Source organism: Methylobacterium sp. CCH5-D2, assembly GCF_001556475.1.
In the GTDB taxonomy this organism is placed as follows: Bacteria; Pseudomonadota; Alphaproteobacteria; order Rhizobiales; family Beijerinckiaceae; genus Methylobacterium; species Methylobacterium hispanicum.
Window position 1 is genome coordinate 1 of sequence record NZ_LSIX01000497.1, and the last position, 14,582, is coordinate 14,582.

Below are 14,582 nucleotides of genomic sequence, written 5' to 3' on the forward strand. Positions count from 1 at the left end.
GGCGTCGGCCGCGCGTGCGGGATGGCTGGCGGCCGGGTGCGGCCTCAGCCGCGCAGGCCCGGCGCTTCCTGGCCGGTGCGGGCGACGTACTCGGTGTAGCCGCCGCCGTAATGGTGCACCCCGTCCGGGGTCAGCTCCAGCACGCGGTTCGAGAGCGCGGCCAGGAAGTGCCGGTCGTGGGAGACGAACAGCATCGTGCCCTCGTAGCGCGCGAGCGCGGCGATCAGCATCTCCTTGGTGGCCATGTCGAGGTGGTTGGTCGGCTCGTCGAGCACCAGGAAGTTCGGCGGGTCGTAGAGCATCCGGGCCATCACGAGGCGAGCCTTCTCGCCGCCCGACAGCACCCGGCAGCGCTTCTCCACGTCGTCGCCCGAGAAGCCGAAGCAGCCCGCGAGGTTGCGCAGCGACCCTTGCCCGGCCTGCGGGAAGGTCTCTTCCAGCATCTCGAAGATGGTCTGATCGCCGTCGAGGATGTCCATCGCGTGCTGGGCGAAGTAGCCGAGCTTCACGCTCGATCCGAGCGCCACGCTGCCGGTGTCGGGCTCGGTCGTGCCGGTGACGAGCTTGAGGAGCGTCGATTTGCCGGCGCCGTTGATGCCCATCACGCACCAGCGCTCGCGGCGGCGCACCGCGAAGTCCAGACCCTCGTAGATGGTGCGGCTGCCGTAGCGCTTGTGCACGCCCTTCAGGGTCGCGACCTCCTCGCCGGAGCGGGGCGCGGGCTGGAACTCGAAGGCGACGGACTGGCGCCGCTTCGGCGGCTCGACGCGCTCGATCTTGTCGAGCTTCTTCACCCGGCTCTGCACCTGGGCGGCGTGGGAGGCGCGGGCCTTGAAGCGCTCGATGAAGGCGATCTCCTTGGCGAGCATCGCCTGCTGGCGCTCGAACTGGGCCTGCTGCTGCTGCTCGGCGAGTTGGCGCTGCTGCTCGTAGAAGGCGAAATCGCCCGAATAGGTGGTCAGCGTGCCGCCGTCGATCTCGATGACCTTCGAGACGATGCGGTTCATGAACTCGCGGTCGTGCGAGGTCATCATCAGGGCGCCCTCGAAGCCCTTGAGGAAGCTCTCGAGCCAGATCAGGCTCTCGATGTCGAGATGGTTGGAGGGCTCGTCGAGCAGCATCACGTCGGGCCGCATCAGCAGGATGCGGGCGAGCGCGACCCGCATCTTCCACCCGCCCGAGAGCTTGCCGACGTCGCCCTCCATCATCTCCTGGCTGAAGCCGAGCCCGGCCAGCACCTCCTGGGCGCGGCCCTCGAGGGCGTAGCCGTCGAGTTCCTCGAAGCGGGCCTGGACCTCGCCGTAGCGCTCGACCAGCGCCTCCATCTCGTCCATCCGGTCGGGGTCGGCCAGCGCCGTCTCGAGCGCCTGCAGCTCCGTCGCGACCGCGCTCACGGGGCCGGCGCCCTCCATCACCGCCGCGACGGTGGAGCAACCGGACATCTCGCCGACATCCTGGCTGAAATACCCGATGGTGATGCCGCGGTCGGCCGCGACCTGGCCCTCGTCGGGCTGCTCCTCGCCGGTCATCATCCGGAACAGGGTGGTCTTGCCGGCCCCGTTCGGCCCGACGAGCCCGGCCTTCTCGCCGCGCTGCAGGGCGGCCGAGGCCTCGACGAAGACGAGCTGCCGGCCGTTCTGCTTGGTGATCTTGTCGAGGCGTATCATCGGGTCGCGGGTGCTGAGGAGGGTCGCCGCCGGCCTTACGGCATGGGACGGGCGAGCGGAAGGCGCGGCCGCGGAGCCGGCTCGAATGCCGCCTGCGCGGCGCTCGGTTCGAGATTCGTTCAGTTCAGGATGCGAAGCGCCGCAGAGGGTGGGAAGCGGCGCCTACCTAGCTGCCCGAGAGCGAACATTCCGTTTCCGACCCATGACGGCCATCCAGACCGCAGCATGCGCTTCCCCTAGGCGGTCACGTGTCGGCCACCCTGGAACTTCGGCATAGCGTGGGCTGCCCCAGTTACTTGTACTTCGAGAGAGTGAAACCTAGAAGTCCGAAGGACAAGACAGGCGCCAATCGCTCCCGTCTCTTCTGCGAGCAGCAACAATCGTGACGCTCGACCCCTTAGGCTTTCTGACGAACATACATCTCCGAACTTTTAGAGATGTTATTCCGAGTTTGCGCGCCTCCTTGCCTTCAACATCCATTTTCGTAGAGCAATCATCGTTAAATGACAATCCTGTTATGATCACGCTAATTTCCCGGAACTCGTACATATTTGTTGAAGTAGGCGCGATTGAATATTTGCATGCATTAAAATCGTCGGGTGACCATGGCATGCATTGAACTTGTTTGCACTCTGCGTTGGCAGTTTCAGCAAGAGATATAAGAATGGCTGCCAATTTTAAGCGCATTAGATCGGATCCTCGTTGTGCCCGCCTGCAAAGTGATAAAACCCTAGCACGTGAGACATGCAGTGGGTCAGCAGGGGCGCAAGAGCGATGTCGGCTTGAATGGATAAGCGCTCTTAAGCGGATGGTTGCAAACCCATCAATCGAAAAGGGTATCAGACCGACCTGACCCGGCGCTTCGAGACCGACGGCGAAGCCAACGACGCCCTGTCGAACACGGTCCAGCTTGACGGCGTCGCCCACGCGGGGTCGACGCCGTTTTCTATCCCGGCGGGCACGGTCCCTTATGGCATCTGGCCGAAGACCCCGCCTCGATCCGGCTGATCGAGAGGGCGCTCCGGGCCGGCAAGCCGGTTGCCCGCGTCTGCCACGCCCCCGGCGTGCTGCGTCAGGCCAAGGCACCGGACGGCACGCCACTCGTCGCGTACAAGGCCGTCACCGGCTTCACGAACACCGAGGCGGCGGCTTTGGGCCTGACCGCCATCGTCCCCTTCCTCGTCGAGGACGAGATCAGGCGGAGTGGCGGCGTCTACCCCAGGGCCGCCGACCGGCAGTCCGACGTGGTCGGGGACGGGCTGCCGATCACCGGCCTGAACCGCCGCGCCCGCGAGGCCGAGGACTGCCTCAAGCCGCGGACGTATGCGGCGAGACCGCGGCGAGGGAGGGGGCATGCCGGAGGTCGGGCGGTGTCTTGAAGTCCCGGGCGGCGCCGCGGGAGGCCTGGACGCCGCGCGGAAAACCGCTGCGGTCCCGGTAGGATCTCTTCCGCCCCACATTGCGGCTGTGCCGCGCCGTGCTGGCTTGGGCATCGATCAGGTCGATCGCCGTGATGCCGAGGAGGAGCGCCAGGGCGATGACGGCATTCTCCCGCTTCGGATTGTCCGATCGAAGCGCCGTCATCACCGTCGCGATATCGAGGCCGTCACCGGCGACCCGGCTCCAGAGGCCGAGATTCTTGTCGACCGACAGCGAGAGGATGCCGCTGCCGATCTCCCGCGCACCATAGACGCGCACCAGGGCTTCCTTGCCCTCCATCCCGAGCGCCCGGGTGATGCGTCGGGGCGCCAGCAGTTCGGTCAGCCCGAGGCCGAGGCTGAACCAGCCGAGCCCCTTGGCGAGCCTGTCCGGTACGCCGCGCGAACTCGGCCCGGAACGGAGCACCTTCGGATCGCCCTCGGAGCGCGTGATGTTCGAGAGGCTCGCGATGCTTGAGATGTTCGTCATGATCTCCCTCTCGCGTGTCAGGGTTTGAGAACGACCTTGATGCAGCTGTCCTGCTTGTCCCGGAACGTCCGGTACATCTCGGGTCCCTTGTCGAGCGGGACCTCGTGCGTGATGACGAAGGAGGGATCGATCTGGTCCTCCTCGATCCGGCGCAGCAGGTCGGCGGTCCAGCGCTGGACGTGGGTCTGGCCCATGCGGAAGGTCAGGCCCTTGTTCATCGCCGCGCCCATCGGGATCTTGTCGGCCAGGCCGCCGTAGACGCCCGGGATCGAGATCAGGCCGCCCGGCCGACAGACGTAGATCATCTCGCGCAGCACGTGCGGCCGGTCGCTCTCGGCGAGCAGGATCTGCTTGGCCCGGTCGTAGACCGTGTCCGGCATGGCGGGCGTGACATGGCTCTCCATGCCGATGCAGTCGATGCACTTCTCGGGACCCTCGCCCCCGGTCAGCTCGTTCAGCCGTTCGACGACGTTCTCCTCCTCGAAGTTGATGGTGATGGCGCCCCCGGCCTCGGCCATTTCCAGCCGCTCCGGGAGGTGGTCGATGGCGACGACCTGCTCGGCGCCGAGGAGGACCGCGGAGCGGATCGTCATCTGGCCGACGGGCCCGCAACCCCAGATCGCCACGGTATCGGTGGGCTGGATGTCCGCCTGGACCGCCGCCTGCCAGCCGGTCGGGAAGATGTCGGAGAGGAAGAGCAGCTTCTCGTCGGGGATGCCCTCGGGCACCTTCTGGACCGTCGCGTCGGCGAAGGGCACGCGCAGGTACTCGGCCTGGCCGCCCGGATAGCCGCCGGTGAGGTGCGAGTAGCCGAACAGGCCCGCCGTGGTGTGGCCGAAGACCTTGTCGGCGAGGTGCTTCTTCCGATTGCTCCGCTGACACACGGAGAAGTAGCCGCGCTTGCACTGGTCGCACTCGCCGCAGACGATGGTGAAGGGTACCACGACCCGGTCGCCCTTCTTCACCGTGCCGTTGAGCCCGCGCCCGGTCTCGACGACCTCGCCCATGGTCTCGTGGCCCAGGACGTCGCCGGGGAGCATGGCGGGGATGAAGTTGTGAAACAGGTGGAGGTCGGAGCCGCAGATCGCGCAGCTCGTGACCTTGACGATGACGTCGCGCCCGTCCTCGATCTCCGGATCGCTGACGGTGTCGCAGCGGATGTCTTCCTTCCCGTGCCAAACCAGGGCTCGCATAGCCGTCTTCTCCCATCGGCTGAGGTGCGAGGCCGAATCCTGGCGGGACGACCGGTCCGGGCCAGGGCGCTCGCGGGGATGGTGGTCGGTACTGCAACGAGGCGAACCGGGGCGACGACCGCCCCGTTCCTGCGGACAATCCCCTAGGAGACCTCCGGCGTGAGCGGAGGTCCCGGGTCGAGCGCGGACCGCCCCCGCGGGCGGCGCGAGGCCGCGTCAGACCGGCGAAGGGGCCCTGGTCCGCCGAGGCCGGGTGGAGGGCCGCCGGCGCTTGCCCGAGCATTCCTCCTCGCCGGACGCGCTCGCCGCGTCGGAAATGTCAGACGACCGTCGAGATCGCGCCGGGCGGATGCGTGAGCAACGTCGCCAGCAGGCTGAGGCCGTAGCGCAGCGTCTCGGCATCCGATGCCGCGCCCAGGGAGACGCGGATGGCGTCCGGAGCGGGTCCGACCGCGAAGGCGTCGCTCAGGATGACGGACAGCCCGAGCTGCCGGGCATGGGCCCCGAACTCGCCGCGCCGCCACGGCTCGGGAAGCCGGAGCCAGAGGTGGTGCCCGCAGGGATGCGCGCGGACATCGAGACCACGCAAGGCCTCGCGCGCGACCGATTGCCGGAGGCCGTTCTCCTGGCGGATGGCCGCGACGACCGCATCGAGCTCGCCCTCGGCGATCCACTGCGAGGCGAGCGCGGCCGCGAGGGGCGAGGCCATCATGTTGACGGCCCGTAGCTCGGCGGAGAGCCGTACCGCCTCGTTCGTCCCGGGTACCGCGACGTAGGCGATGCGCAGGCCTGGGCTGACGCACTTGGACAGCGTCGCGATGTGCCAGGTGATGTCACCCGCGATGGCCGCGATGGGTGCCGGAGCCTCGGGCGGCAATGCGCCGTAGGCGTCGTCCTCGATGATCGCGACGCCGTGCGAGCGCGCGACCTCGGCGATCCGCTCGCGGCGCGACCTCGGCAGCGTCGCGGTCGTCGGGTTGTCGAGGGTCGGGACCAGGTAGAGGGCCCGCGGCCGCCCGGCCTTGCAGCATTCGAGGAATGCGTCCGGGTCGAGGCCCTCCTCGTCGCAGGCGACCGGAACGAGGCGAAGTCCGCGGCGCTCGGCGGCCATACGCAGGCCAGGATAGGTCAAGGCCGGCACGCAGAGCGCGTCGCCCGGCTTGAGGATGGCTGCGAGCACGGCGGCAAGGACCGCCTGGGCCCCGCCCCCCACGAGGACGCGCTGCACGGGAAGTGGCCCGAGCCGGCCGCCGAGCCACTGCACCGCCGCGGTCCGGTCCGCGAGGTTCCCGGCGCTGTCCTGGTACTGCATGCGGTCGAGGAAGCCCGGCGAGCCGGCAAGCCTCGACAGACCCGCCCCCATACGCTCGGCCAAACGCGCCAGGACCGGCTGCGGTGGCATGTTCATGCTGAAGTCGACGCTTCCCCCCGGGTCCGGCCGGCGCATCTCGGCGGCCGGTCGCGCGGCGGCGCGAACGAAGCTGCCCCGGCCGGCGGTGGCATCGATCAGGCCCGACCTGCGCGCCACGTTGAAGGCGCGCGTGACCGTGGTGAGATCGACGTTGAGGTGCTTGGCCAGAGCGCGCTGCGGCGGCAGGCGCACGCCCGGCGGCAAACGGCCGGCACGGATGTCCTCGGCCAGCGCCTTCACGATGGCGAGGTATTTCGGGCCTGCGTCGCCGGCTATTGTCGGGTTCCAGGATTCCAACATTGCCCCTGATCTCGCGTTGGCGTATGCATACCCGCACCGGGCAGGCGAGGCGAAAGGCCGCGTTGCCCTGGAGAGAACTTCGACGAGTCGCGGGACTCCGCCAGGAATGTATGGATATCTAAGCCATACATTCGGAGCGCGCAAGGCGCCCCTCCGTGCGGCCGGATGGCGGGCGGTTCAGGAACGTGGACGATGCAAAGGACGACCGATCGATCCCTGATGTCCGTCGGCCTGCGGTGCCGCTGCCCGCGGTGCGGCGAGGGACGCCTGTTCGATGGGTTCATCACCCTCAAGCCGCGCTGCGAGGCGTGTGGCCTCGATTTCAGCTTCGCCGACCCGGCCGACGGACCCGCCTTCTTCATCATGATGACGATGGCCTTCCCGGTCACCGCATTCGGTATCTGGCTCGAGCTCGCCTACGACCCGCCGCTCTGGCTCCATGCGGTCGTGACGCTGCCGCTGCTGCTTCTGGCCTGCGTGCCGATCATCCGGCCGATGAAGGGGCTCTTCATCGCCAGCCAGTACATCCACAAGGCCGAGGAGGGGCGCTTCGCGGTCCCGGAAGTGCCTGTTGTCGGTGCCACGACCCGGGACTGATCGCGCCCCCGGCCCGGCGCGGTCGCGGGCGGACGCGCTGGCGGCATCGCCTGCCCCCGGGCTTGCCGTGACGTCATCCGACCTGACGAGGACCGGGACGATGCTCCCCGCTTCCGACGTGTTCGAGACCTCCCTCCAGGCGCGGCGCGAGGACGGTTGCTACCGAACGTCCATCGGGCGCGTGCGGAACGTCGGCATGCTTCCGACGGCTGTCCGAAGGCATCCGGACGGCAGCCGTCGGCCCGTCACGGTCCTCGATGTCATCCGCGGCCGCGCGGCCGACTTCAACGTCACGACCTCGCTATGTCCCGTACCGCGCCGCCGGCGCGCGGGCGGCGCTGCGGCACCTCGGGGCCAGTCGAGCGGAGCGGGGCGCGCAGCAGCGGAGCGCGGCGGCCTTGATGGCGAGGCTGCGCAAGGCCGGCCTGCCGGTCCTGCCGGGCCAGAGCCACGTCTTGCCGGTCATGGCCGGCGACGTCCACCTCCGTCGCCGGATCAGCGAGGCGTTGCTGGAGCCTCACGGCATCTCCGTGCAGCCCATCGACGACCCGACCGTGCCGCGCGGCGGCGAGCGCCTGAGGATCACCCCGTCGCCGCTGCGAACCGAGACGCACAGGCGGGCACTCGTGGAGGCGCTGGTCGAGGATCGCTCGCGCCTGGGCCGGGGCGAGGTTTCGCTGGCCGCCCGACCGCGGCCCCATCGAGATGCGCAAGAGGTGACCGACATGCTGGCGAACGTTGACGCCCTGCTGCTCGCGCGGTGGCAATTCGGTTTCACGGTGGCCTTCCACATCGTGTTCCCAGCCTTCTCCATCGGGTTGGCGAGCTACCTGATGGTTTTGGAGGGCCTGTGGCTCGCCACCGGCCGACAGGTGTTCATCGATCTGTTCCGGTACTGGATCAAGATCTTCGCCATCGGCTTTGCCATGGGCGTCGTGTCCGGGCTGGTCATGTCCTACCAGTTCGGCACGAACTGGTCGGTCTACGCCGACAAGACGGGGCCCGTGCTCGGTCCGCTGATGGCCTACGAGGTGCTCTCGGCCTTCTTCCTGGAGGCCGGCTTCCTGGGGGTCATGCTGTTCGGGATGACGAAGGTCGGGCCGCGCTTGCACTTCCTCGCCACCCTGATGGTAGCCGTCGGGACCTTCTTCTCGGCGTTCTGGATCCTGTCCGTGAACTCCTGGATGCAGACGCCGCAGGGTTACGCCACGAACGACGCCGGGCAATTCGTGCCGGCCGACTGGTGGGCCATCGTTTTCAACCCGTCCTTCCCCTACCGCCTCGTCCACATGGTCCTGGCCGCCTACCTGACGACCGCCCTCGTCGTCGGCGCGGTCGGCGCCTGGCACCTGCTGCGCGACCGGACGAACGAGGGCGCGCGGACGATGTTCTCGATGGCCATGTGGATGCTTGCCGTCGTCGCGCCCCTCCAGATCCTGGCCGGCGACGCCCACGGCCTCAACACGTTGGAGCACCAGCCGACCAAGGTCATGGCCATGGAGGGCCATTACCGGAGCCACCCCGACGGCGCGCCGCTCATCCTGTTCGGCCTGCCCGACCAGGAGGCCGGCACGGTGCGCTACGCCGTCGAGGTGCCGAAGCTCTCCTCCCTGATCCTGAAGCACGGCCTCGACGAGCCGCTGAAGGGCCTCGACAGCGTGCCGCGGGAGAACTGGCCGCCGGTGCCCGTGGTGTTCTGGTCCTTCCGGGTGATGGTCGGCCTCGGCATGCTGATGCTCCTGCTGGGCTGCCTCAGCCTGCTCGCCCGCTACAAGGGCAAGCTCTACCAGTGGGCGGCCCTGCACCGCTTCGCCCTCGCCATGGGCCCGGCCGGCTTCGTGGCCGTCGTGGCCGGGTGGATCACCACCGAGGTCGGGCGCCAGCCCTTCACGGTCTACGGCCTGCTGCGCACGGCGGAATCGGCCTCCCCGCTCCACGCGCCGGCCGTCGCCGCGTCGCTCACCGCCTTCGTGCTGGTCTACTTCGCCGTGTTCGGGATGGGCACCGTCTACATCCTGCACCTCATGGCGAAGTCGCCGCATCGTGGCGAACGCGGGATCGAGCCCGGGGCACCGATCCGCACCGCCGGCATCACGCCCGCGCCCTGGTCGACCGCGACCGCACCCTCCACCCGGCCGAGTGAGGAGCCCACCATGCTCGCCAACGTCGATCTCTCGGTCGTTTGGGCGCTGATCATCGCCTTCGCGGTGTTCGCCTATATCGTGATGGACGGCTTCGATCTCGGCATCGGCATCCTGTTCCCGGCCTTCAGGCCGGGCCACGAGCGCGACACCGCGATGAATTCCATCGCGCCGGTCTGGGACGGCAACGAGACCTGGCTGGTGCTCGGCGGCGGCGGCCTGTTCGCGGTGTTCCCGCTGGCCTACGCGGTGATCATGCCGGCCCTCTACGCGCCGATCATCGCGATGCTGCTCGGGCTGATCTTCCGCGGCGTCGCCTTCGAGTTCCGCTGGCGCGATCCCGGCCACCGGGCGCTCTGGGATGTCGCCTTCACCGGGGGCTCGGTCGTGGCGGCGCTCGCTCAAGGGATCACCCTCGGCGCGCTCCTGCAGGGCATCAAGGTGGAGGGCCGCGCCTACGCGGGCGGCTGGTGGGACTGGCTCACGCCGTTCAGCCTGCTCGTCGGTCTCGGCATCGTCTGCGGCTACGCGCTGCTCGGCGCCACGTGGCTGGTGATGCGGACGGAGGGGAGCCTGCAGGATCGGTCGCGCACCTTCTCGCTCTGGCTCGGCGCGGCCACGGTCGCGGTGATTGCGGCCGTCAGCGCGGCGACGCCCTTCCTGGAAGGCAAATATTGGGAACGCTGGTTCGCGATGCCGAACGTGCTTCTCACCGCCCAGGTGCCGCTCCTCGTCGCGGTGGCCTCGTTCCTGTTCTTCCGTCTGCTTCGCGGCGGTGCGGAGAGGACGCCGTTCCTGCTGGCGCTCGGCCTGTTCCTGCTCTCCTTCGTTGGGCTCGGGATCAGCATCTTTCCCGACATCGTGCCGGGTCGGATCACCATCTGGGAGGCGGCGGCACCGCATTCGAGCCAGGTCTTCCTACTCGTGGGCGCGTCCGTCTTGATCCCGGTCATCCTGATCTACACGGCCTACTCGTACTGGGTCTTCCGCGGGAAGGTCGACGCGGCGGGGTACCACTGATGGGCACCACCTCCGCTCCCCGACACCCCGCTCCCTTGTGGCGCCGCCTCGTCTGGTTCGCCTTGCTGTGGGCCGGCAGCGTCCTCTCGCTCGGTGTCGTCGCCGGCCTCCTGAGAGCCTGGCTGAAGGCGGGCTGACCCACGGCGCGCGCAAGGTCCGGCGCGAGGGCTACCGCTACGCCAAGGCCGGGGTCGCTCAGGACGGATCGCGTGCCGTCGGCGGCCTCGCGGCGCGTCACCGAGCGCCTCCGATGTAGCGATTGGCGATCATCGAGGCCGCAGTCCGGTTCTCGACCCCGAGCTTGGCATAGATGGCTTCGAGATGCTTGGTCACGGTCCGGTGACTGAGACCCAGGATCTCTCCGATGTCGCGGCTCGACTTGCCCTGGGACAGCCAGAACAGGACGTCCGCCTCTCGCGCGGTCACAGGCAGGCACGTGCGCAATCGGGCGAGGCTCAGCGCCAGATCGTCCTGCGACAGCCGCAAAAGGATCTCGTCGGCCGTCCCGCCGACGAAGCTGAGGCTGTGGGGCGGACCGTTCGGTCCCCTCAGCGTCACGGAGCCGGTCGTCGTACCCGCGAGACAGGCCCGCAGCCACGCGGCAGCCTCGGGAGGCAGGGAGAGGACGCCGTCGGGTGTCGAGGCCAGAGCGGCGATGAGCTGCCCGGCCTGGGGCGTGCACCAGAGGACCCGACCGTCCGCCGAGACCGCCAGCAGGGTCCGGCCCATCGTGTCGAGGGCGGTGCGCGCGCTGCGGGCCGAGCGGGCCCCGGCGAGGTGGGTGCGGATGCGCGCAAGGATTTCGTCGGGGGCGATGGGCTTCGTGACGTAATCGACCCCGCCCGCATCGAGCCCCCGGACAATGTGCTCGGTCTCGCTGAGGCCGGTCATGAAGATCACCGGCACGCCTGCGAGATGCGGCTTCGCCTTGAGGCGGCGGCAGGTCTCGAACCCGTCCATGCCGGGCATGACCGCGTCGAGCAGGATCACGTCGGGGGTGACCTCGTCGACGAGGGAGAGGGCGAGATCGCCTGCGACCGCGATCAGGACCGTCGCGCCGGAGCGCTCGATCGCCTCGGTGAGGAAGCTCAGGGTCTCGGGCGAATCGTCGACGACGAGGACCACGTCCCGGGCGGGCCCGGTCATCGGTTCAGTCATCGATTCAGTCATCGGCTCAGTCATCGCCGACAAGCTCCGTCAGCACGGCGAGGTAGCGGCGCAGGTCGTAGCCGGCGATCAGCCCGCGCATCTGCTTCACGAAGGTCTGCGGCCCGGTTCCGTCCTGTTCCATCGCCGAGAGCTTCGCCTCGATGCCCCGGATGTGCCCGATGCGACCGAGCCGCAGCAACTCCCCGACATGGTCCGCGCCGGGACGGACCGCCGCGGGCACCGCGTCCACCGCGGCGGGTACCGCGTCCACCGCGGCGGCCGGGAGCGCCGCCGCATCCGCATCCGTCCAGTCGAGGCGCAGCAGCGCCATGGTCCGGTCCCGCACGTCGCGCAGGTCGAAGGGCTTGGCGAGGATCGCGTTGTGGGGCGGGCTGTCGCCGCGCACGGGGCCGAGCTCGTGAACGTTGGCCGACATCATCGCGATCGGCCCGGCATGGCCCCGCGCGCGCAGGGTCTCCGCCACGTCCCAGCCGCTCATGCCCGGCATCGCGATGTCCAGGACGATCAGGTCGATGCCGCCCGCCGCCTCCGCCACGCAGGCGAGGCAGGCCGCGCCCGTCCCGGCCTCGCGCACCGTGAGCCCGAGCGGTTCGAGGATGGCGCCCATCAGGGTGCGGTGAGCCGGGTCGTCGTCGACCACGAGGACGGTCCGGCGCGGCCCGGCATAGACCGGCTCGGCGCGCGCCGCCGGCGCGGGCGCGAGGGCGGGCTGCGCCACCGCGGCCAGCATCAGGCGCAGCCGCGCCTGCGTCCCGCCGCCGGGCGCCGCCGTCAGCGCGATCTCGCCGCCGAGGAGCTGCGCCAGCAGGTTGGCGATGGTGAGCCCGAGCCCGGTTCCGGGCGTGCGGCGGGCGGCCGGGGTCGATCCGCGCTCGAACGGCTCGAAGATCCGGGCGAGGTCCGCCGCGGGGATGCCGGGCCCGGTGTCGTGGATCGTGAAGACCGCGACTTGGCTGCGGTAGCTCAGGTCGAGCGAGACGGTCCCGCGGGGCGTGAACTTGATGGCGTTCGAGAGGAGGTTGAGGAGCACCTGCCGCAGGCGCTTCTCGTCGGTGGCGACCACCTGCGGCAGGATCTCGGGCCGGGTGAAGCGGAAGTCGAGCCCCGCCTCGCGGGCCTGGAGCCGGACCATGTCGGCGAGCTGGTCGAGGAAGTCGGCGAGCCGCACCTCGTCGCGGTTGATCTGCAGGCGGCCCGCCTCCATCCGCGAGATGTCGAGCAGTCCGTCGATCAGGCCCGAGAGGTGCTGGGCGCTGCGCCGGATCACCCGGATGCCGTTGAGCCGGGCCGGCGGGATCGTGGGGTCGGTCTCGAGGAGCTGGGCGTAGCCGAGCACGCTGGAGAGCGGCGTGCGCAGCTCGTGGCTCAGCCCGACGACGTAGCGGCTCTTGGCGTGGTTGGCCGCCTCGGCCCGCTCCTTGGCCTCCTGCAGCTTCGCGTCGGTGATCCTGTGGGCGGCGATCTCGGCCTCGTAGAGGGCGGTCTGCCGCAGGGTCTCGGCCTGGGCGACGCGCCGGCTCTCCTGCGCCAGCACGAACAGCCACGCGACCACGCCGAGGATGATCACGAGGGTGAAGAACACGCTGGTCAGCGCGGCGCGCAGCACCGCACGATGCTCCGGATGGGCGAGGCTCGCGCCCGCGTGCACGATGGCGAGGATCAGGCCGATCACCGCGCAGAGCGTCAGCATCACCGCGAGGTAGCGCCCGAGCGGGGCGCCGATCCAGGCGGCGGTCCGGCGCGGCAGGAGGCGGCCGAGCATGTGCTGGGCCTGGGCCTCCAGCCGGCCGTGCGGCTTGCAGAGGTCGGCGCAGCGCGCGTCGAGGGAGCAGCAGAGCGAGCAGATCGGGGCGTCGTAGGCCGGGCAATGGGCCATGTCCTCGCCCTCGAAGGGCAGCTCGCAGACCCGGCAGGCGATCTCGCCGGCACCCCAGTCCCGACGCGGCCGGCGCGCGAGGTACCAGCGCCCGCCCGTCGCCCAGGCGATGGCGGGCGCCGCGCAGAAGGCGATGGCGAGCGTCAGCAGCGGGGCGAAGGGCTGGAACGCCGGCCCCGCGAGCCCGAGATGGACGAGGCAGCCCGCCGTGAGCGCCAGCAGCATCGCCCCGGTGCCGACCGGATTGACCGCGTAGAGATGCGCCCGCTTGAACTCGATGCCGGGCGGCGAGAGGCGCAGCGGCTTGTTGACCGCAAGATCGGCGGCGAGCGCCCCGACCCAGGCCGAGACGACGCAGGCGTAGAGCGGCAGGGTGCTGCCGATCGTCTTGTCGATGCCGAGCATCATCAGCAGCACGGCGATGGCGACGTTGAAGACGAGCCAGACCACCCGGCCCGGATGGCTGTGGGTGAGCCGCGAGAAGAAGTTCGACCACGCGATCGAGCCCGCATAGGCGTTGGTCAGGTTGATCTTGAGCTGCGAGACGAGCACGAAGGCCCCCATCAGCAGCAGGGCGGCCCGGCTGTCCGCGCCCGCCACGTAGCCGAAGGCGACCCGGTACATCTGGGTCGGCTCCGCCGCCTCCCCCGGGGGGACGCCGTGTGCGAGGGCCAGGACCGCGAGCCCGGCGCCGAGCAGGATCTTGGCCATGCCGGGCAGGATCCAGCCGGCGCCCCCCGCCAGCACGGCGAGCCACCAGCGCCGGTCGCGGGGCGAGGCGGGCTCGGGCACGAAGCGCAGGAAGTCCACCTGCTCGCCGACCTGTGCCAGGAGAGCCAGCAGCACGCCGGTCGCGGCGCCGAAGCGCACGACATCGAACCCGCCCCCGCCGCCGTCGAGGCCCGGGAAGGCGGCCGCCGCGCCGAGCGCGGCCGGATCCTGCGCGGCGATGCAGACGAGCGGCAGGAGGTTGAGACCGATCCAGAGCGGCTGCGTCCAGATCTGGAACCGGCTGATCAGGCGGATGCCGTAGGCCACGAGGGGGATCACCGCGCCCGCGCAGACGAGATAGCCGAGCCAGAGCGGCAGCCCGAGGCAGATCTGCAGCGCCAACGCCATGATCGCCGCTTCGATGGCGAAGAACAGGAAGGTGAAGCTCGCGTAGATCAGCGAGGTCACGGTCGAGCCGAGATAGCCGAAGCCGGCCCCGCGGGTGAGCAGGTCCATGTCGACGCCGTGGCGGGCGGCGTAGACGGTGATCGGCGCGGCGGTGGCGAAGATGACCAGCCCGACGAAGAG

At 69.7% G+C, this 14,582-nt stretch carries 8 protein-coding genes and 4 pseudogenes; 6 read left to right on the forward strand and 6 right to left on the reverse strand.

Annotation, left to right across the window (positions count from 1 at the left end; all coding sequences use genetic code 11):
- Positions 1 to 44: 44 nt before the first annotated feature.
- On the reverse strand, positions 45 to 1,667 hold the full coding sequence (locus AX737_RS12690; protein ID WP_066921829.1) for an ABC-F family ATP-binding cassette domain-containing protein: 1,623 nt from the start codon (positions 1,665 to 1,667) through the stop codon (positions 45 to 47).
- Positions 1,668 to 2,507: 840 nt separating this feature from the next.
- On the opposite strand from AX737_RS12690, the pseudogene AX737_RS32015 reads away from it, so the two are divergent.
- Positions 2,508 to 3,046: pseudogene (locus AX737_RS32015) on the forward strand (DJ-1/PfpI family protein); the annotation flags it as partial.
- On the opposite strand, the gene AX737_RS12695 reads toward AX737_RS32015, so the two are convergent.
- The 3 genes from AX737_RS12695 to AX737_RS12705 all read right to left on the reverse strand — a co-directional run bounded on the left by AX737_RS12695 (position 2,976) and on the right by AX737_RS12705 (position 6,479).
- Positions 2,976 to 3,575 carry a hypothetical protein gene (locus AX737_RS12695; protein ID WP_082773013.1) on the reverse strand — a complete coding sequence of 200 codons (600 nt, stop codon included), beginning with the start codon at positions 3,573 to 3,575 and terminating at the stop codon, positions 2,976 to 2,978. The pseudogene AX737_RS32015 and the gene AX737_RS12695 overlap by 71 nt on opposite strands.
- Positions 3,576 to 3,592: 17 nt before the next feature.
- Positions 3,593 to 4,768 carry a zinc-dependent alcohol dehydrogenase gene (locus tag AX737_RS12700; protein WP_066921831.1) on the reverse strand — a complete coding sequence of 392 codons (1,176 nt, stop codon included), beginning with the start codon at positions 4,766 to 4,768 and terminating at the stop codon, positions 3,593 to 3,595.
- 319 nt (positions 4,769 to 5,087) lie between these two features.
- The gene (locus tag AX737_RS12705; protein WP_066921833.1) at positions 5,088 to 6,479 is read right to left on the reverse strand and encodes a PLP-dependent aminotransferase family protein; all 1,392 of its coding nucleotides are present in this window, start codon (positions 6,477 to 6,479) and stop codon (positions 5,088 to 5,090) included.
- Positions 6,480 to 6,698: 219 nt separating this feature from the next.
- On the opposite strand from AX737_RS12705, the gene AX737_RS12710 reads away from it, so the two are divergent.
- From AX737_RS12710 to AX737_RS12725, 5 genes and pseudogenes are all read left to right on the forward strand, one after another.
- Positions 6,699 to 7,076, forward strand: coding sequence for a DUF983 domain-containing protein (locus AX737_RS12710; RefSeq protein ID WP_238230630.1), 378 nt, complete (start codon positions 6,699 to 6,701; stop codon positions 7,074 to 7,076).
- A gap of 257 nt (positions 7,077 to 7,333) precedes the next feature.
- A pseudogene (locus tag AX737_RS35795) lies at positions 7,334 to 7,654 on the forward strand (aminotransferase class I/II-fold pyridoxal phosphate-dependent enzyme); the annotation flags it as partial.
- A gap of 147 nt (positions 7,655 to 7,801) precedes the next feature.
- Positions 7,802 to 9,219 (forward strand): annotated as a pseudogene (locus AX737_RS12715) (cytochrome ubiquinol oxidase subunit I).
- Between the two features lie 37 nt (positions 9,220 to 9,256).
- Positions 9,257 to 10,237: pseudogene (cydB, locus tag AX737_RS12720) on the forward strand (cytochrome d ubiquinol oxidase subunit II); the annotation flags it as partial.
- Positions 10,237 to 10,374: a DUF2474 domain-containing protein gene (locus tag AX737_RS12725; protein WP_066921839.1), complete on the forward strand. Its 138-nt coding sequence runs from the start codon at positions 10,237 to 10,239 to the stop codon at positions 10,372 to 10,374. The pseudogene cydB and the gene AX737_RS12725, both read left to right, overlap by 1 nt.
- Positions 10,375 to 10,471: 97 nt before the next feature.
- Here the strand turns inward: AX737_RS12725 and AX737_RS12730 are convergent, their stop codons facing one another.
- Positions 10,472 to 11,395 (reverse strand): response regulator transcription factor, encoded by a 924-nt coding sequence (locus tag AX737_RS12730; RefSeq protein WP_238230632.1) that lies wholly within the window; start codon positions 11,393 to 11,395, stop codon positions 10,472 to 10,474.
- Positions 11,396 to 11,411: 16 nt separating this feature from the next.
- The coding region (locus tag AX737_RS12735; RefSeq protein WP_066921843.1) for an ATP-binding protein at positions 11,412 to 14,582 on the reverse strand (3,171 nt) is incomplete at its 5' end.